General features: G+C 66.4%; 18 protein-coding genes. 1 reads left to right on the top strand and 17 read right to left on the bottom strand.

All coding sequences use genetic code 11. The features are described 5' to 3' along the window. Position 1 precedes the first annotated feature (1 nt). From AC27L3_RS25465 to AC27L3_RS25515, 11 genes are all read right to left on the bottom strand, one after another. Positions 2–4,417: a hypothetical protein gene (locus AC27L3_RS25465; RefSeq protein ID WP_487236382.1), complete on the bottom strand. Its 4,416-nt coding sequence runs from the start codon at positions 4,415–4,417 to the stop codon at positions 2–4. A 21-nt stretch (positions 4,418–4,438) separates the two neighbouring features. Beyond that, complete coding sequence (locus AC27L3_RS25470; RefSeq protein WP_487236383.1) at positions 4,439–4,729, bottom strand: hypothetical protein; 291 nt, start codon at positions 4,727–4,729, stop codon at positions 4,439–4,441. A gap of 110 nt (positions 4,730–4,839) precedes the next feature. Then, positions 4,840–5,181: a hypothetical protein gene (locus AC27L3_RS25475; protein WP_487236384.1), complete on the bottom strand. Its 342-nt coding sequence runs from the start codon at positions 5,179–5,181 to the stop codon at positions 4,840–4,842. A gap of 89 nt (positions 5,182–5,270) precedes the next feature. Continuing rightward, positions 5,271–5,855 (bottom strand): phage tail tube protein, encoded by a 585-nt coding sequence (locus AC27L3_RS25480; RefSeq protein ID WP_487236385.1) that lies wholly within the window; start codon positions 5,853–5,855, stop codon positions 5,271–5,273. 78 nt (positions 5,856–5,933) lie between these two features. Beyond that, positions 5,934–6,320, bottom strand: a complete 387-nt coding sequence (locus AC27L3_RS25485) for a phage tail termination protein (protein ID WP_487236386.1) — start codon at positions 6,318–6,320, stop codon at positions 5,934–5,936. Between the two features lie 355 nt (positions 6,321–6,675). Continuing rightward, positions 6,676–7,029, bottom strand: coding sequence for a hypothetical protein (locus AC27L3_RS25490; protein ID WP_487236387.1), 354 nt, complete (start codon positions 7,027–7,029; stop codon positions 6,676–6,678). Then, positions 7,007–8,011 (bottom strand): glycosyltransferase family 4 protein, encoded by a 1,005-nt coding sequence (locus AC27L3_RS25495; RefSeq protein ID WP_487236388.1) that lies wholly within the window; start codon positions 8,009–8,011, stop codon positions 7,007–7,009. The genes AC27L3_RS25490 and AC27L3_RS25495 overlap by 23 nt, the downstream gene beginning before the upstream one ends. Further along, a complete protein-coding gene (locus AC27L3_RS25500) occupies positions 8,008–8,634 on the bottom strand; it encodes a hypothetical protein (RefSeq protein ID WP_487236389.1) in 627 nt (208 codons plus the stop codon). Before AC27L3_RS25500 ends, AC27L3_RS25495 begins: the two co-directional genes overlap by 4 nt. Beyond that, the gene (locus tag AC27L3_RS25505; RefSeq protein WP_487236390.1) at positions 8,618–9,646 is read right to left on the bottom strand and encodes a glycosyltransferase family 4 protein; all 1,029 of its coding nucleotides are present in this window, start codon (positions 9,644–9,646) and stop codon (positions 8,618–8,620) included. Before AC27L3_RS25505 ends, AC27L3_RS25500 begins: the two co-directional genes overlap by 17 nt. A 59-nt stretch (positions 9,647–9,705) precedes the next feature. Continuing rightward, on the bottom strand, positions 9,706–10,656 hold the full coding sequence (locus AC27L3_RS25510; RefSeq protein ID WP_487236391.1) for a phage major capsid protein: 951 nt from the start codon (positions 10,654–10,656) through the stop codon (positions 9,706–9,708). Between the two features lie 70 nt (positions 10,657–10,726). Continuing rightward, entirely contained in the window at positions 10,727–11,356 is a 630-nt protein-coding gene (locus tag AC27L3_RS25515; protein WP_487236392.1) for a hypothetical protein, read from the bottom strand. Between the two features lie 276 nt (positions 11,357–11,632). On the opposite strand from AC27L3_RS25515, the gene AC27L3_RS25520 reads away from it, so the two are divergent. After that, positions 11,633–12,100: a hypothetical protein gene (locus AC27L3_RS25520; protein WP_487236393.1), complete on the top strand. Its 468-nt coding sequence runs from the start codon at positions 11,633–11,635 to the stop codon at positions 12,098–12,100. A gap of 127 nt (positions 12,101–12,227) precedes the next feature. On the opposite strand, the gene AC27L3_RS25525 is transcribed toward AC27L3_RS25520, so the two are convergent. From AC27L3_RS25525 to AC27L3_RS25550, 6 genes are all read right to left on the bottom strand, one after another. Continuing rightward, positions 12,228–13,022: a VG15 protein gene (locus AC27L3_RS25525; RefSeq protein WP_487236394.1), complete on the bottom strand. Its 795-nt coding sequence runs from the start codon at positions 13,020–13,022 to the stop codon at positions 12,228–12,230. 1 nt (position 13,023) lies between these two features. Continuing rightward, a complete protein-coding gene (locus AC27L3_RS25530; protein ID WP_487236474.1) occupies positions 13,024–14,412 on the bottom strand; it encodes a phage portal protein in 1,389 nt (462 codons plus the stop codon). Between the two features lie 24 nt (positions 14,413–14,436). After that, a complete protein-coding gene (locus AC27L3_RS25535; RefSeq protein ID WP_487236395.1) occupies positions 14,437–16,032 on the bottom strand; it encodes a Terminase in 1,596 nt (531 codons plus the stop codon). A gap of 65 nt (positions 16,033–16,097) precedes the next feature. After that, on the bottom strand, positions 16,098–16,541 hold the full coding sequence (locus AC27L3_RS25540) for a phage terminase small subunit (RefSeq protein ID WP_487236475.1): 444 nt from the start codon (positions 16,539–16,541) through the stop codon (positions 16,098–16,100). Between the two features lie 863 nt (positions 16,542–17,404). After that, on the bottom strand, positions 17,405–18,145 hold the full coding sequence (locus tag AC27L3_RS25545; RefSeq protein WP_487236396.1) for an HNH endonuclease: 741 nt from the start codon (positions 18,143–18,145) through the stop codon (positions 17,405–17,407). A gap of 17 nt (positions 18,146–18,162) precedes the next feature. Then, a complete protein-coding gene (locus AC27L3_RS25550; RefSeq protein ID WP_487236397.1) occupies positions 18,163–18,471 on the bottom strand; it encodes an HNH endonuclease in 309 nt (102 codons plus the stop codon). Positions 18,472–18,516: the final 45 nt, after the last annotated feature.

The raw sequence follows: 18,516 nt of genomic DNA on the forward strand, positions 1-18,516 counted from the left end.
CTCACCTCCGTCCAGCGAGCAGGGTCTGCACCAATTCGCCGTTGGATCGCCTGACTTCAGCTCTCGCAATGTCTGTGATCTCGCGGTCACCGACGTAGATCTGGACACGCAGGTCGCCCACCCCAGCACCGGGGTCGCCTGCGAGCCTCATGAGGGCGTTGGCTTGCTGAGTCGTGAATACCGGCTCTGGCCGCCCGGTGCCGTTGTAGGCAAGGTTCAGACCCGGCTGCAAGTAGCCGCCCGAGTCGTATCCTCCAGCGCGGTTGTAGGCAGCCGGCAGCGATCCGTAGGCAGCAAGGGCATACCTCATCGAAGCCACGACGTTGGCGAGCGGGTTGACCGAGACGCCGTAGAGGAAGGGGCCCGTGTTGCGGAAAGGCCCGGCGTAGGCGTCGAAGGTCGGACCGATGACCTGCATGAGGCCGACCGAGGGTGTTCCGGCGATCCAATTGGAGTCCCATTTGTTGACGATCGCCGGGTTGCCGCCGGACTCCTGCTCCATGCGACGCAGGGTGATTCCGGTATATTCGAGAGGTTGGCCCAGGAGCCGGAGCGCCTGCTGGACAACACCGGTCCAGCGGGTGACGCCGCCGCCCCCGCCGCCTCCGGTGAGGAAATCTCCGATGCCGCCAAAGACGTCCTTCACGCTGTTGACGAGCTTGGCTTCGAGTCCTTCGATCATTTTGCGGGGGATTTTGCCGATGGCTTGCGCCCAGCGACTGTGACCCACCTGGTCGATCTTGGAGAGAACCGGGGCGATAGCCTTCGTCCAGATGTCCTTGGGATGAGTCACCAGGTCCCAGGCGTCCCCAGCCCAGCCGCCGATGGTCTTGACGCCGCTTTTGGCACTGTCCCACAGATCGGAGACGATGCCGCCAAAGTCGAAGTGCTGGACGATGCCGCCGGCCGCGTACTGCGGCATGCCGCCCCGCCCCCAGGCGTTCAACGCGGCAATCGCCGGAGCGCCACCGAGGGCTCGGACCGTTTCCGGTACAAGTACGCCTTCTCCAGGGGAGAGCAGCGCCGGAACGATGTCCTGCCGTGGGGCGTAGCCGGGGACGGTACCGCCTCCGGCGTAGCGCACGACGTCGAGGTGGCCGAGGTCCAGGAAGTCCGCGACTTTGTTCCAGATCGCCCGGATCCCGTTGTTGTATACGACGTCGATGACCCACTGGACTGGGCGGCGGGTCTTGTCGCGGATGGTGTCCCAGATGCTACCTATGTAGCCGACGCCGACGTCGAAGGAGTCTGCCACCGCACTGATGCCTGAGCGGATGGCGCCGAAGGCCGGTCGGATTCCGTCGCGCCACACGGATCCGACGACGTCGGATATTCCATGGAAGGCGGGCGCGATAGCGTTACGCCATAGCCACTCGGCCACGGAGGCGATTCCCTCGAAGGCGGGTTGTAGGGCATTACGCCATAGCCAAAGAGCCGTGTTTGCCAGCCCGCGCAAGAGGCCGCCAATCCCGTTGGCTGCAGGCAAAATTGCGTTTTGCCAGAGCCAGATTGCCACTGCCGCAATGCCTTCGAACGCTGGCTGTATGACGTTCGTCCACAGCCACATGGCGATTGCTCCGACCAGCTTGATCGCCAGGTAGATAGGCGTGAGTACGGCAACGACGACGACAGCGAGCAGAGTCCGAGCCAACAAAGAGATGGCTTCGAACGCTGGCTGAATGGCATTTTGCCAGAGCCATACGGCGGCAGTTCCGACTGCGCGAGCTGCTCCAGCCAACGCCGAGAAGACAGGCTGCAGTACGTTTGTCCAGGCCCAGAGCGCTGCCGACTGGATTGCAGACCAGACAGCGAGTACGGCGTCACGAAACCAAGCCCAGTGATTCCAGGCATAAATGACGCCCGCGACGAGAAGGGCCAGCGCACCCAGCACCAACGACACGACCACGAAGATCGGGTTGGCGTCGAATGCCACGCTGGCCGCGGCGATAGCGGCAGCCCATCCGTCAGTGAGGAGCGTCGCAAAGATAACGAGCCCCTGGTAGGCCCGCATGCCAGCGTTGACCCCAAGTTGAGCTAGCGCCCACGCCTTCGTCGTGAGGAAGAGGACATAGACCCCCTGAAAAACTCCCGGCAAGTTCTGGGCCAGCCAACCAATGTCGTCGGCGAGAAGTCCGACGGCTTTGAGTACCGGCCCACTAAGTGGCGACAGGGCTCTGCCGACGTCGAGGAGTCCACCGCCGAGTTTCCCCAGCGTTTCGCCAAGTATCGGCGCCTGCTGGGCCATATATGCCAGGAACTTCTCGAAGGCGGGGCTGCCTTTGAGTCGCGTACCCCAGTCAGCAAACTTTCCGGTGACGCGCTCTGCACGGTTGCTGATGTCGTCAAGATGGGGCAGGAAAGCCTGAATGACACCTGCCATGCCTTGGAATATGTGTCCAAAGCTGACGCCTAGGCCGACGATGGATGGCTCCACGGAGGCGGCCATGTCTTGCTTGAAAGACTTCCACCACGGCGTTTTGAATCCAGCCGAGACCTTGTCTTGCAGAACGCCCACGGCTCGCGCTGCTGCAAGAACAATCGGGGTCAGCCCCGGCAGACTATTGCGTACACCGTCAAGAGCGCGCGTGAACAACGGGAGCACTGCCGGCTGAAGGGACGCCGACCATGTTGTGAAGGCGCCACGAAGGTTGATGAACGCCTGATACGTCTCTCGTGCCGCTGGCGACAGCTTTGCGAGGGCAGCCTGGTACTTGTCCTGTGCCGTCGCCGCCTTCGACACGCTTGAGGCGGTGGACAGTTGCGCGGACTGAATCTGCCGTTGAGCAGACGCCACCGCATCGGCAGCGTTCTGCTGCGCGACTGCAACGTTGCGGGTCGCCTCAGATACGCGACGCTGGGCCTCTGCCACCTGCCGAGACGTCTGCACCTGCACGCGAGCCGCCTCCGCTTGGGCGTCGCGCACGGCCTGCGCCCGGTCGGCGACCTGCTGCTGGGCCTGGGCCAGCCGCTCCTGTGCCTGCTGCACCGTCTTGGAGCCCTCGACTCCGGACTTAGCCGCGGCGGCCTGCTGGTCCTTCAGGCGCTTGGTCTCAGTGGTCTGCTCCCGCAGCCTCTGTACCGCCTGGTCATAGGCCAGCTGCGCCTGGGCGCGCTGCAGCTCACTGGCCTTCGGGTCGGCTATCGTCCGCTGCAGCTCGAGCTGCGCCTGCTGCAGCGACAGCGCTGCATCGCGCTGCGACAGCTGAGAATCGATGTATCGGTTGGCGAGATCCTCGAGCTCCTGGGCGGCCTGCTTGCGGGCCTCCGTCAGGTCAACCTGCGCCCTGCGGGCATCTTTCTGTGCCGCAGTGAGCTGCTTCTCGGCATCCTGGACCGCACGAGAAGCCTGACCGTTACGCTGCGCCGCCTGCTGAACCGCGTCGGCTGCTGCCTGCCGGGCTTGGACAACCTGCGCCTGAGCTTGAGCGATCTGCCGGGCCCCATTGCGCTCGGCGGTCGCCAGGGCCTGCTGCGCGCCAGCAAGCTGCAGGGCCTTCGACGCTGCCTGGGATGCCGCCTGCCCGCCGGCCTCGTTCGCGACTGTCGCCGCGTTCTGCGCCGCCTTCTGAGCCTCCAGCGCGTTACGGATACCGGACAGAGCGGGGATGGCAACAGCGGCCAGCGCCCCTACGCCGACGCCCGCCGCCGTTGCTGATGCGGCCAGCGCGCCGAGACCGGCTGCCGCTATGGGAATGGCCGGGATGGCGCCTACCGCTGCCAGGGCGACTGACAGCTGAACCAGCGCCGCCATGGCCCCGGAGATGTCGACATCCACACGCACGTCGGGGCTGCGCGCGTCGACGGCCTCGATCGCCGCGAGCACCGCCGCAAGCTGCGCCTGCGCTGCAGCGGTGTCAGCACGGACCTGAATGTTCGGGTGTTCGGCACCGAGCCGGGTGAGCTCCGCCTGGATCAGGTGGATCTCTGCTTTGGCGTCCTCGGCGGAGATGTCGATGCCGATCCGCCGATCAGCCAGAGCCTGCATGCGCACACGCAGCGCCTGCAGGTCTGCGTCTGCTTCGGAGGTATCGGCGCCGATCTGCAGGTGAGGCAGGGACCGAAAGGCGGCCTCGAGGCGGGTCTTCAGGGCACGGGAGAAGGCACCACCGGCTTCGTCGCCCTGGCGGATGGCTGCGGGCCGGGCTTCCTGTCCGGCCCGCGTGATGCCCTCGCGCAGCGAGTCCCGTACTGCGGCCGCGATCCGGTTGGCGACCTGCTGGCCGATCTGCTCCCCGACGCGGAGTCCGAGGTCACCGACCTGGCCCTGCATCGCCGGTCCGAAGGCTCGACCGGCGGCCTGGCCGGCCTCCTCCCCCGCCCGGGTCGCGGCAGGGACGATGCCGTCCCTGAGCCGCTGGTAGATACCGCGCGTGTTGGGGACGACGTCGACCTCGACAGAGCCAACGCTGATCGCCACGGGAGTCGCCTCCCGTCTGCGCTAGGCGCCTCCGTTAATGAGCTCGAACAGCTTCTCCGCGCTCTCTTCGGAGAGCTGCGGCCTCCGTGAACGTGGCCTCGCCCCAGGCCTGGGGACAGGCTCAGGAGCCTCAGGTCGCTGTGATTTGCTGTCGGTGTTGGCGCAGATCAGCACGTATTCCACGCGGCGTACCGCGTCGATGAGGGCGGCGGTGAGCTGCTCCAGCTGGGACCAGCGGGCCGTCTCCGGCTCGCCGCGCTCGGCCATCTCATCCAGCTGCTCGTCGTCCATGGCGTTGCGCAGGGCGGTCATCGTGGCCGACTCAGGCGGCAAGTGTTGGATCACCACCCGGAGCCGGCGCCAGGTGATGCGCCCTCGGTGCAGGTCCAGGACGTCGATGCCCCGCTCAAGGAGGTCGGCTTCTACCGCTTCCGCGTGCTCCTCGAGGATCGACGCGGTCCAGCGGATTTCCCCAGGGCCTCCCCGCTGGCTTCGGCGACATCCGATGCGAACGCACCAATGCTCTCGGCGTCAGGATCCAGTTCCTCGTAACGGTCGTAGTCCTCTTTGTGGAGGACCAGCCGCATAAAGGCATCGAGGTCACCACGGTTGAGGGCGCGCAGCGCCGAGGCGCGCCAGCGGCCGGCTGGAAGTGCGCGGACGTCGTCCGTGGTGCCGTCGTAGCCGGTGAGCTGGACAGTGAGGTAGCTCGGTTCGAGGGCCTCGGCTTCCTGGGCTTCGGCGGGGGTGACGGGAGTGGGCATGGGCGCGGGCCTTTCTCGTTAGGGCGCGGGGGGTGAGGGGAGGTGGGTGGGCCGGGCCCGCGCCGACGGTTGGCGGCCCACCCACCCGTTCAGGACCCGGTGTAGACGGGTGTGGCAGCGACACTGTCGGAGTGGTAGACGGTGTTGCCGGCCGCGTCGGGGTAGGCAGTGATGGTCACCTGGTAGCCGGACATCTCCGACTGCTTGAAGGTCACGTCGGAGCGGTCGGTGACCTCGCCCTGGGGCACGTAGAAGCCCCGGTAGTTGGTGCCGTCGACGACCACGAACCACCAGGCCCGCTTGTCAGGCACCGGTGACGCGGTCTCCGCGAAGCTGGTAAGCCCAGCGCTGGGTGCCAGGCTCGCAATGGGCATTCGATACATGATCGATGCCACCGAAGTGCGGGCCGTCTCCCATAGCGTCACCTTGAAGGTGCGCACCGACTTGGTGATCGCCCGGCGGTACGGCGACGTCAGCCCCCACGGGGTGAACTCCTGGCTCGCCTCGTCAAAGCCGTAGACGAGGCCGTCGTCGGAGATGGCACCCAGCGGCTGCCACGGTGGCAGCGGCTGGGTCTGCGGCGTCGTGGGAGCCGCCGTTCCAAGGTCCGCCACCCATCCGCCGCCGTTGGCTCCGACGATAGACAGGTCGCTGCTGCGAGTGATGTTGACCATGCTGGTCTCCAGACATGCGACGACTCCACGCTCGATGGTGTGGGGTCAGGACTCGGGTCCGGCGCGGGCCCAGGCCGGTCAGGAGACCGGATGAAAAAACAGCTCGTAGGTGGCTCCGCTGCGGCGCAGCCCGGTGTTCTCGTAAGGGCGCCAGGCAGGTGCAGCGACAGTGACCACACGGCCGAACACCGCCGCCGCAGTGGCGGTGCCGCGGAGACTCTCGACAAGGGATGCACGAGTGCGCCGCGCCAGCTCAGAAGCATCACCGCGGCTCGCAGCGTAGACGTCCACATCCACCAAGGCGCGGTCCAGGCGGAAGCTGTCGTCGTCACCCCCGACCCGCTGCACCTGCACGACTGGTAGCACATCCGTGAGGTTGGCCGGCAACTCGGTGAGGACTCGCACTCCGCCGAGAGCGGTGCCCAGCCACGCCACCAGCTCGACCTCGACGTCAGGCCACGTCATCGTCAGTTCCCCGCGGCTTGTGCAGCGCGCAGCATGACGTGCTGCGCAGGGACCCGCTCGGTGCCGTACTCCACCCACCGGGCGTAGAAGGACGTATTGGTCACCGTCGCGGTAGCTCTGTCCCGGCGTCGACCGCCACGGCGTGTGGACGTCACCACCACAGAGGCTCTGTACAGGCCCGGGTGGCGGTCCCCAGGAGGCCGGCCCGTCGGGGCGATGCCCTCGGCGGCGCTCTTGATGCGATGGGCACGCCGCAGCATCTCAGCCTCGATCATTTCCGACCGCAGCAGCTCGCCGACGCCCCTACGCGACATGCTGAATCGTGCAGCCACAGCAGCCCTCCTTCGACCAGTTGTCAGCCTGTAACACGCTTCAGGGCAGCAACCACAGGGCCCGCCGACCCCGTAAAGGGCGAGTGGAACGATGAGGGCGGCCCATCGACGTCATAGAGGACTCCAGCGACGCGGACCTGATCGGTGGCTCGCAGGTCCGTGCCAGCCGGCGCATACAGCGTCAGACCGGTGATGACCGTGTCGCGAGCCTGCAGGACCTCGTTTCCGCCGCTGCCGTTCCCGTCGTGCGGGGCGACCCCGCACCCGATCACGTCCACCTCTATGGCCGGGCCCGGTACGTCGTTGCCGTATGCGTCCTGCGTCGGAGTTCCACGGCGCACGATGGTGACCGTGTCACCGTGCGGCAGCGCGCGCATGCCCCACCGCCTCCACGGCCTCACACCAGGCGGCGAGATCGCCGGCCGGATCCAGCGCCCGAGAGCGGGTCAGTGAACGGCGGGAAGCCGCCCGGTAGGCGCCCGGTTCATCGAGCTTCTCGATCGCCGTCTGCCATGCATCAGGGTCGGTACGGTCACAGAAGACCCCGGCCAGGCCAAGGGATTCCTGGAGGCCCTCTGTGGGGTGCGCGATGACTGGAATGCCGGAGGCCATGGCCTCGACACCGACACGCCCCCACGATTCGTAGTCGGAAGGCATCAGCAGGATTCTTGTGCGCGCATACACAGCGTCCCGCATGGCCCGCCCGGGCATGTGGTCCAGGACGAGCACGTTGTCGAGCTCAGGTGGCTGCTGCTCGCCATAGCCGCCCCGAACAGCCAGGAACTTTCGCTCCGGCATCCGCCGGGCCAGCTCGCCCAGTAGTGCTGCCCCCTTGGACACGGTGCAGTTCACGAGCGTGATGCAGTCGCCGCGGCTGGTGCGGTACTCCCCCGGCCAGACCGGCGGCCGCACCACTAGTACACGGTCAGGCTTCGTCTCACGGCCTGCAAAACGCCCTTCCGCCTCGTCGAGCATCCACTGGGAATTGACCACGGCCAGTGCCGTTGAGCCATCGGTCAGGGGCTGCCAGGTCAGGTCAAAGGTGTTGTGGCACAGGACGACGAGAGGTACGCCGTGCCCGCGGGCCAGGCACGCTGTATGGGGCACGCTCTCGAGATGGCTCACCAGAACGTCGGACCGTGCAGCTGCCGGCCCGAAGGCTGCTGGCTCGTGCGGCTCGACGCGCACACCATCGATCTCATAGGCACCCGAGTCGGTCCACTGCGACAGCCACACCGTGGCCCGGTGGCCACGGGCCACGAGGGCCCGCAGCATCTCGTGCAGCGCCCACTCGGCCCCGGCATTGTGGGTGGGCGGATAGGCGTGCACATGTGCCACCACATGAAGAGCCTTGGTCATCGCTGCCTCACCATCGACATCGCCTGGCTACGTCGATACCGGGCCAGGACCTTCCGGTCCAGGTCCGTCAGCAGCACCTGGGTGCCGACCCCTGAGCCGTCCGTCCGGTAGCTGTAGGGGCCGATCGTCTCCCCGGTGACGCCGCCGGCCATGGTGGGGGCGGTGAGGGTTCTTAACACCATGCCAGCCACGACAGCCTTCACGTCGGCTGGGACGGCATCGCTGCCGTGGCTGTAGGTCACTCGGTAGGTGCCCGGGTATGCGTCGACGTCGTTGTCGTGCCAAAGCTCGGGCAGGTTGATGACCGGGGAGCTGTGCGCGACGCGGATGAGGTCGTCGCCGTCCCACATCCAGCCCACCACGGTGAGGTCTGGTGCGCCGCCGGCCCCAATGGCAACGACTTTGGTCACGGCGATGACCGGGCGCTGCGGCAGTCGGATCTCGCCCTGTTGCGCCCGGACCAGCGCGGTGTCGTTGTCGGTGCGGGTGAAGTCCTGGAGCGTGTAGGCGCGGACGAGTGCCGAGGCGTCGTCCAGCAGGGCATAGGCTCGTCCCTGCTCCGCTGAGGTGAGCGGCCGGCCGAGGCGGTCCTCGAGGGCACCGAGATCAGCGAGGGCGTCCACGTCGAGCCACCTCCTGTGCGGCTTCGCACCAGGCGTCCAGGAGGGGCGCGGGGTCCAGCTCGGCGGCTCGGTTCGAGGCTGCTCTGGATGCCTGGGGGTAGACCTTGGGTGATGTCAGTCGTCGCACGGCGGCCTCCCAAGCGTCCAGGTCGCTGCGGTCGGCGAAGGCGCCTGCTTCTCCGAGGCTCTCTTGGAGTCCTGGTGTCGGGTGTGCGACCACAGGGATTCCGGAGCACATCGCTTCTACGGCGACACGGCCGTAGGACTCGTAGGCGGAGGGCATGAGCAGGATCCGTGTCCGGCTGTAGACCTGCTTGGCCATGTCATAGCCAGGCACGTGATCGATGATGTCGACGTTCAGCAGGTCACGCCGCACGATCTGTTCCCCGTAGCCGCCGATGACGCCGAGGAATCTGCGCTTCGGCATGCGCGCGGCCAGGGAGTAGAAGACCTTGGCGCCCTTCTCCTCTGTCAGGTTGATCAGAGTGATGTGCGTGCCGCGCGTTGCCTGGTAGTCCTCCGGCGACACTGGAGGGTGCACGGTGATGCCCCAGGGCATCGGCCGGTCACCCTGCTGCAGGGCCCACCACTGCTCGACGTCTGACCGCATCCAGCGGGTGTTGTACACCACGAGGGATGGTGTTCCCTTGACCAGCCAGGACTTCGAAAATTCGAAGGTGTTGTGCAGCAGATGCACGACCGGGATGGCATTGATGTCCCCCAAGATCGAAGCGCGTGGGGTGTTTTCCAGATGGGTGACGATGACATCGGCCCGCTCGTCTCCTGCCATCCAGCGCATCGGATCGGCCTTGCCCCGGTAGGGATGGACCTGCACGCCGTCCAGCTCGTACTCGAGGACCGTCCCAGCCGGCCGGGCCCCTGCCGGCTGGGACAGGAGGACGTCAACGTGGTGCCCGCGTCTAGCCAGCTCGCGCAGCAGGGAGTGGGCCGCCCATTCCGCACCCGCGTTGTGCGCGGGAGGGTAGGCGTGGAACATGGCCAGGACACGCACCGAATCCTCCGCTCTCCTGGCGCCTGGCGCCCTCTAGCGTGCGGGCGCCAGGCGATGGGTCAGGACTGGTGCGTCGTCGCCTGCACGACGGCAAACGGGCTGCGGGTCGCCGAGTTGGTGTTGACTCGAGTCGCCGGATTGGCCGTGGCGAAAGCCACCCGCATGACGACACGCATGGCCACCGAGTCCTGCTGCATCAGGTTGAGGATGACCTTGCCGGTGTCGTCGCTGATGACGCCCTCGGTGAAGAGCTTGAAGCTGATGTCCTGCCGGACGCCGATGATGGCCTTCGACCAGTCACCCATGATGAGCTCGGCCTCGGAGCTCACCCACGCGCCGTTGGTCAGCTCCGACATCGGATACCCGTACAGGGTTCCCCCGGGGGTCCCCTGCAGGTCCGGCTGGTAGATCGGCACGCCCTGGCTCGAGCGAATGCCGTTGAGCTTCCAGGTCAGGCCCGGCCGGGAGACGAAGCCGTTGATCGCGAACCCGTCCTCGCTGACCTTGCCCGCCGCGGTGGCGACATCGACGGCGAAATCGCTGCCTGTCCCCGCGACCACCACGTTGCCGGCCGCGACAGCAGACTGGTAGATCGCCGTGGGCCAGGTGGAAGGCTTGTCCGTACCGAAGAGCCCTGCGCCGTCGATCTTGGATCCGATCGCCTCGACGAGACGCGGCCGTACCTGGTCCCAGATCGGCATCTGAGCATCGTCCAGGTACGCCTCGGGGATCGGCACGATTGCCGCGAGCTCCTCGACGATCAGGTCAACGTTCTTCCAGTCCTGCGACGTGGTCTGCTTCAGCCCAGTGTCACCGCCTACGAAGTAGGCGATCGGCAGCACGTCGAGGACCGGCTGCCGCTGGGTCTTCGTCGACAGCGGGATCTGCTTCGCTCGCGTCAGCAGCGCCGACATCGACGGCAGCTCCTGAATGATCTCCGCCGAGACCGGGGTCGGCACCAGCGGATCATTGCTGGCATCCCGACTGATGAGAGAGTTGTACGTAGCCACGGGGTCTCCTTTCGGGTACGCAGCGGCCCCGGCCCCGTGGACATGGGTGAGATCCGGTGCTGCGATTCATTCAGGGCTTACGACCAGCCAGCTGCCGAATCCACTGATCCGGCGTCGCCGCCGGCGTGCTCGACGCGGGCGCCGCCCCAGGAGTCAGCGCCTCAATCGGCCGACCCGGCGCCTGAGGAAGCGGTACAGACGGCGCGGCTGCGGCCTTGAGGCGTTCAGCCAGCAGCTCAGCCCTCGCGTTGATCTCCTCTTCGGTTCCTGCCCCCAGCAGGTCGATCAGCTCGGGCGGGATGCTGTGCATCGCCGCTGCCAGCAGCCGGGCGTTCGCCGACCGCAGGTCCCCAAGTTCACGTTCAGCTGCTTCCTTGGCTTCGAGGACCTTCTGCTGCTCGGTCTTCTGCGACTCCCGCCACTGCTGGTACTCGGTCAGCTGCGGCTCAGCCTCGCGATACTTCGTGCGCCACCCAGCTGCCTCCTTGCGGAGCTTCTCGATCTCCTTACGAGCCACCTCAGGATCCGCCCACGGATCCGAACCGGTCGGCTGCTGTGCCGGCGAAGAGCTTGGTGTTCCGCCGCCAGATTCAGCGCTCGGCTGCTGCATAGCGTCAGCAAGCATCTGCTGCGCAGAGGACTCATCGATGCTGGTGTCAGACTGACCTGCAGCCTGCGGGGTGTCGGCCGTGTCCTGCACGGTCCCTCCTCATGTCGAGCGTGGAAAAAGGGCCGTGCCCAGCACGACCCTTCGATCCCGCTGGCGCGGGGAACTTCGGTTGTCTGGCGCCTCCCGGGCGCCCCAACTCGTCAAGCGGTGAGGAAGAAGCTGCTCACCCAGGGTGGACTGGCGCCGGCCGAGATCACCGATCAGCCCGCCGGCGAGCGCGCGATTCGATCACCACCAGGACAGTAAACCTGAATTCAGAGCGGCCTAGGTATTGACCGACCTGAATTCAGGCCGCATGATGGAGGTATGGACACCACCACAAGCCTCAGGGCGATTCGCGACAACATCCTCGGCGAGCGAGACCTCCTGGTCGAGGAGATCGAGCGGGCCTGGCGCGAGGATGAGATCTCCGCCAAAGAGATCCACCGCATCGTCGCGCCCGTCTTCGGACGCGACCAGGTCCTGCAGTTCCTCGCCGCCGTTGCCCTGCAGGACTCCGCCCGCAAGGCCCTGTCCGAGGCGGGCCTGGACGGCGTCGTGGACGCCACTGTCACCGGCATCGACACCCCCCGCGAAGCTCGGCTCTGTCTCTCGGCCGACCCGAGCGAGGTCACCGACTTCGACTCCCTGCCCGACCGCATCCGAACCGCGCTTCACGACTTCCAGATCACTCTGGCACCGACTCGAGACAGCGACGACTCGGCTGCATCCCCGGACGACCTCATCCTCGACGGCCAGCCGGTTCGCCTCGTTCGAGTCGAGCCCCGCACCTGAACACACGCCCAGGGCTGGGCAACAACACAACCTCAGCCCTGGGTAAATCCCCGCCCACACTTATGCTTGAGGCATTGCCGTCCTGCACCATCGGTCACGTATCCATAGCCGACGACTGCATCAACGGTCACCTTTCTCGGCCGCCTGAGCGTTCCGGCGCCGCGTAGCCAGCCCGGCCTTCGGACTCCCACCAACGGCGAAAGGCGTTGACTGCGTCTCTGCCGCCCGTGCCACGGGTCTCGCGAAGCCAGTCCTCGTACAGCTTGTCGGCGATGCCGACAAACTCCTCCTGCAGCGTGAAAGCCGGCCACGCCTCGCAAGCACAGTGGTCGTGCCAGCGCTCGGCGCCGGCTCGCGGGTCGCCAGCAGTCTTGGCCGTCTTGTAGACCGGGCCGCGGCTGGCCAGCATCGCGCACCAGGCGCACGGATCAGCGTCAGTAACGCGGGCGTAGCCCGTCGCCGCCTCGTCATGCTGGATGGCTCGCTGCATGACGTCCCGGCCGCCCTCGAGAACGAGGTACTGCGTCGAACCGCTCATACGCACTGCAGCTGCATCCATTGCCTGTTGCGGAGACTTGCCTGCTGCGATGGACCTCTTGAACTCGACAGGCCCGGTGACGTCCAAGGAGGACTCAAGACGGGACAAAGACAGCAGCGCAGGTTCTGGCGGGCGAAAGTGCCCGTCCAAGATGCCCGCGTCCCGACGTGCCGCCATGTACGTCGTGCGCGCGAGAGCAGCAGATTCCGCCCTGCCGTGAAGCATCAGGGGAACCAGAGCGGCCCGGACGGCTGGCCACGACGCATCGACATTCGCCGGATTCACCAGCCCGCGCCAGACAGTCAGCATGCGCTGCACCACCCGTGCAGCCACCAGCGCCTGCAGATGCCGGTACCGAAGCGCCGCCTCACCCGAGCCTGCCACGTCACGCCACCGAGGCATCCACCGGGGGAGCTGCCTGGCTACCAGCGGGCGGAGCCATCTGCTTCTCGATGATGCCGTTGAGGCGAGCCATAGCATCTCCCTCCGAGGCAGCCTTCTTCCACCGCTCCACATCCGTCTGCGTTACCCCAGGCACCCGCTCCCACAGCTCCTGCGGCGGCACCCCCAGCATGGTGACCAGCTTGCCGAGTGCGTCGACGGTCTGCGCGAGCGATCGTGCTGACGTGTCTCGCCATACCACCTGAGCAGCGGTGTCCTCCCAGGCAGCAGTGTTGCCTGCAGCGAGGCCTGCCAGGCGCAGCGTCTGCTCGTGGGCCTCGCCGCACAAGCTCTCCCGCTCGTCGGTTTTGCGGTCCAGTCCGTCGCGTGCAGCAGCGAGAGCCTCAGCCGAGAGGTTCACCATCTCGCCCAGCAGGTGATACGGCGGGACCTGGGAGATGGTGGCCGCGTGGCGGATCGAAGACTCCCGAGACTTCAGGTATCCGCCCAGGTCAGTGGCCCCGAATTCCCCAAATTTGGTGTCGGGGTCCTCGGCGACCAGCAGGCCGTCGACACGCGACCTGAAGGGCTCGATCGGATTGCCGTTCTCGTCCTGCGGCGGCGCCATGCCAGTGACCCAGCGCTGCCGGAACGCGGCGTACTGCTGTGCCATCAGCAGGTTGAAGGTGGTCATGTTGAGTTGGTCCTGGACCTCGATCAGCGGCTCGACTTCACCGAGTACTCCGTCGCCGTCGAGGTCGGCGGTGTTGACGTACCGGACGACCGGACACACTCGCAGGTCGTGCGTCATCACTGGCAAGTCCCCGGCAAGCTGCAGCTGCGAGCCATCAGGCTTGCCCACGAGCGTGTACCGTGCGCGATCGTCGTAGACGCGCACCACCCGACGCTTGCCGTCCTGCGTGTTCTCGAGCTGATCCTCGATCGCAAGCATCGGCCACTCGTCGTTCACCGGATCCGCATACAAGGCCGTCATACGCCGCGGCGAAAACGGGGTGATCACTGGGACTGGATCACCAGGCATCACCAGCGTGTACGCCGCCCCGTAGGTCAGTACCGACCGATGGATCCCGTGCTGACGGGCGTCCATCCTGTTGGCCTGCCAGACCGCCCACGGCGCCGCGTTCTCGTCCGAGCCGGCCGGCCGATACCCGTCGACATACATGTTCTGTGCCACGACCGTGACCACCAGCGGCAAAATGTTGACGCGCGCCCGCTCGATCAGCCACCGGTACTCAGCACGAGCGCCACGCGGCACATACACCGAGCTGTGCCTGCCGCACATATAGTCCGCGATCCTCCGAAGGCGCGCCTGCTCCCCGTCCCGCAGCTTCAGCAGACGGCCGGCAGTCGACACCACCTCCGACTCCGACATCACCACAGGCCGCCCACCTCCCTCCTACGAGAACCCGTACACCCGCCCCGACCGCGCACGCCGCCGCGACCTCTTCGCCCACTCCGGCGACGCCAACAGCGCCCGCCGCGCCATATCCGCCAACTGCATCGCTGCGAATCCGTCCACCTTCTTCGGCGACTCGCGCGACTCCTTACCGAACGACACGCCCCACCGGTTCGGCCGCCGACGGCAGTTCCCCACATGCCTGTTCAGCACCGGATGATCCGTGTGCGGCAGCTTGCCGTCACGAATCGCCTGCACCAGCGCCTCAGTCGCCAGCGTCAGCTCCTGCTGCCGACCCCGCATGTCGAAGCCAACCAACGACTTCGGCGAGGCCTTCACCAGCAGCTCATCGCGGTAGGTCTCGGCCCACTCGTCGATGTACGACTCCCACAACTTCACGTCACAGAAGAAGCCACGCACCTGGTAGCGCCCGAAAGCATGGGCAACCAGGTCCGACACCTGGCGACGGTCGACCTCCCATCCCTTCGCGAGCGGGCCATCGGGCCGTTCCCAGATCCCCAGCGGCTGCACCAGCCGATCGGACACCCTCATGGCCACCAAGGCAGTCGCATCGTCGGTCTTGCCGCCGTCAAAGCCCAAGACGATCTCGTCGCCGTCCTGGAGGCGCAGCTCGGAGGAGGCATTCGCCGCCCACTCCCCCGGCGTCAGCAACGCATCCTCGGCTGCCACGGGCTGGTTCAGCCAGTAGCGACGCGACTCCGACGGGGCCGACTGCGGATCCCAAATCTCCGCGACGATCCCATCCAGATCCATCCAGCCTGCGGCCGGCCCATAGGCTGCGCGCAGACCCTCGAGTAGTTGCTCGCGGTCTGCGAGGTCCGTGCCGTCCGGCGCCTGGCGGTGGTCGAAAAGCAGGCCCGCCGCATCCGCGTCACGGATCCGGCCCTCACGGATCGCCTTCCAGTACAAGTGCGTGGCCTCGGCAACCGAGTCCTGACCCGGCTCGTACATCGTCGACGTCTCCAGGCACCACGGCTCGGCCTCCTTCCGCTTCCGAAGGTTCCGACGCACCGTGCTGTGCATCCGCCGCAGCTCCGGCAACACGTAAAGGTGCGTCTCGTCGAAGACCGCAAAGGTCTCCTTGCCACCATCCTTGGCAGCGGACGACGCTGTAGAGGGAGTGATCTCGCCCCGCTGGTGGTGCAGGATGATGCGGCTGGACGACTGGGCGGACTTCCCAATGTCGATGCCAGGAAACGAGTCACCGTGGTGCTCGACAAGGTGCTCGAGCATCGTCGAGACGTTGTCGTAGGTGTTCCCGGACTGACCTTCTTCCGTAGCCAGGCAGCGGATGTAGGGCGACCGCACCGGACGTCCTACGGGCTCTCCAGCCGCGTCCCATCCCTCGAATCGGACCGGAGCAAGGGCCTCTGCGCACACCAGCATGCCGGCCAGCTCCGACTTCGCCCGTCCCTTGGCCCGCGACAGGAAGGCCCTGCGATACACCCTCCGCCCTGTCTCAGGGTCCAGCCGGTATGCCTTCACGATGAAGGCATAGAACTCGTCGTCGAGCTCGATCGGCTCACCGATCACGTCACCAGGGCCATGGCACAGGTAGGTCTCGATCCAGTCCACGATCACCGGTCCGAGAGAAGGGAACTCTCCGTCATAGCCCGGTCCTCGCCACGGCATGACACCCCCTACATGGCGTCTTCCGTCACGATCCGCAGGCTCTTCCGGCGATCCGACGTCGACCGCGGCGTCTCCGCCGGCGACGGCTTGTCACCCGCTGTCTCCACCTTCAGCTTCAGCCGCATCCGGTCCTCGGGCGTCGCACCGTACTTCGCCGCCCGGAGACGCACCTCAGAGGCGAATTCCCAACGCCCCTTGGTCCACATGACATGGTGCAGAAGAGCCGTATCGAGCAGGAAGTCCCAGTCGGTGTCGATGAACACCTGAGCCTGTGCCGATCGCCGCCAGGTCTCCCACCACTGCCGGGTGCGCGGGTGCCAACCCTCGCCGTCCGGGAGGACGCCTTCAGGGAGCACGGGTCCGCGGATCTCACCGTCGTCGTCCACCCGCTGCATCTCGGCGTCACGAGCCTTGCTGTCCCGAGCTCGAGAACGCGTCGCCTTCGGCGCCATCCCACGACCGGCCACGGGGATCACCTCCTCCACGCAGCTCGGCAGGTCAGAGCACTACGCCGCCGTCGGAACCAGGTCCGCAATGAAGTCCGACAAGTCCGCCAGCACTGTGGGGGCTCCCTCGAAACGCCGGCCAGTCATGGTGATGTACCGGCCCTGGCCGTAGACCTCGATGGCGGAACCGTCAGACCGTCGAATCTTCCGACCCCGCGGCACGGAGCCGTGTCCAAACACGTGCAACCCAGCCCCCGACGGGGACACCTCCACGAAGGTGGCAGGGCACCGAGCTAGGAGTTCCCGCGCCCACGGCACAAGCCGGCCGTCCTCGAGGCAGTGGTCAAGGTCGACGCAGACAATCCCGTCGCCCTCGGCAAGGACATAGCCCAGCCCCACCCCGGCCGAGGACTGCAAGGCCTCACGGTAGGTGGACCAGGTCGCAGAGTTGGTGCTGGAGGCGGCAGACCCATTCGCCGTGAGGGGCATCTTGGTCGCCGCGCGGCGGACCCACCGCCGTTTCGCCTTCATCTCGGCCGGCGCTTCGATCGCACGCCGAGCCCTGGACAGAGCCTTCCGGCAGCGAGCCGAGCACGTCCTCGCCAAGCTGGATGCAGCCAGCGTCGTCTCGCAGGAGGGGCTAGCGCAACGGCGCGGACTGGGCTTCGACATGCCTTCATTCTACCCGGGTGGTCACACTTCACGCAGCCTGAACTGGGCATTCTCTCCCAGCAGTCGATGACCCAAAACGCCGTCCTGATACCTCATCAGGCAAGCCCTCGAAGCCGCAGGTCAGACCTTGATCACAAACCCCCAGTGTCGCGCGGACCGCCCAGAGCTAACCAGCCCGATCCGGCGATTCTCAACGATCAAGAGGCTCCCCCCAGGGTCCGCCGTGGCGGCACCTCGTGATCAAGAGCGGCAGCTTCCGGGACGTCCAGTCGATCACACTTGCGACTGTTGCAGCTAAGGTGCGCTGCCTGAACGTTGCCCATTGAATGCACCCCACCCTTGGCCAGCGGAATGATGTGGTCGATTGAGGCGCTCATCGGGTCGGGCCACACTGTGGCCGGGTCGATGGCACGTCGGCACAGCTGGCATTGCCATTCATCGCGTGTGTACACGTCTCGTGGCGCGAAGACCTCGACCCTGGCTGCCGCCACACGCATTCGTCGCTCGGCGTCAGCTCGTGCCGCTCGCTCAGGGTAGATCACACGCCAGTGACCAAGGACGTCCAGGCGCTTACGCTGCGCTTTGCGGTCGTACTCGAGATGCTTCCTTGCAAGCTCGGGGTCAGCCCTGCGGGAGCGCATGTAGTCACGCATGCGCTCCGCCTTTGCCCGTCGCGTGCACTCTGGCTTGCCGCACTGCACGCGACGGGCTTGGGACATGCGGTCGTTGCAGTAGGGGCACAGTCGCTCGGACCGCTGTACGGCCTCTCTGGCCCGCCGCTGTCGTACAAGGATCTTCCTCGCCTCGGCTGCGCCGTTCGCTGCTTCTCGTTCACGTCGAGCTTGGTTCTTGCATTGGGACGAGCAGTAGGTTGGAAGGGGACCGCCTTTGCGGCCAGCGCGTTCGATGGCTGTGGCGCAGACGACGCAGCTCTTCATGCTCCAAGTCTGGCCGGTCAGTTGATGAAACCCGGGTGCTTCTCTGGTGGTCTCGCTCTGGGCGGAAGATGGTGCGCTACGGATGACGCTTCAGCGCCGGTCTTCTTGTTGTGGTGGTAGCGGCAGAGGGCCCATAGGTTGTTGTCCTCGTCACTACCGCCCAGATAGGCGGGCGTCTTGTGGTCGATGTCCGTAGCTGGCTCTCCGCAGATCCCTCCGGTGACAAGCGGCCATTGACACTTCAGCTTGTCTCGGCGAAGAACACGCCGGCGGGTGCGCTCCCAGCCCTTGGGCAGTGGCGTTGAGCGCCGGCCCTGGCTGGGCATCAGTCGGCTGCCTTCTTGGCTTGGTGGGCTGCTTCTTCGCCGGGG

The sequence above is a fragment of the Streptomyces sp. PKA51 genome, assembly GCF_057552455.1.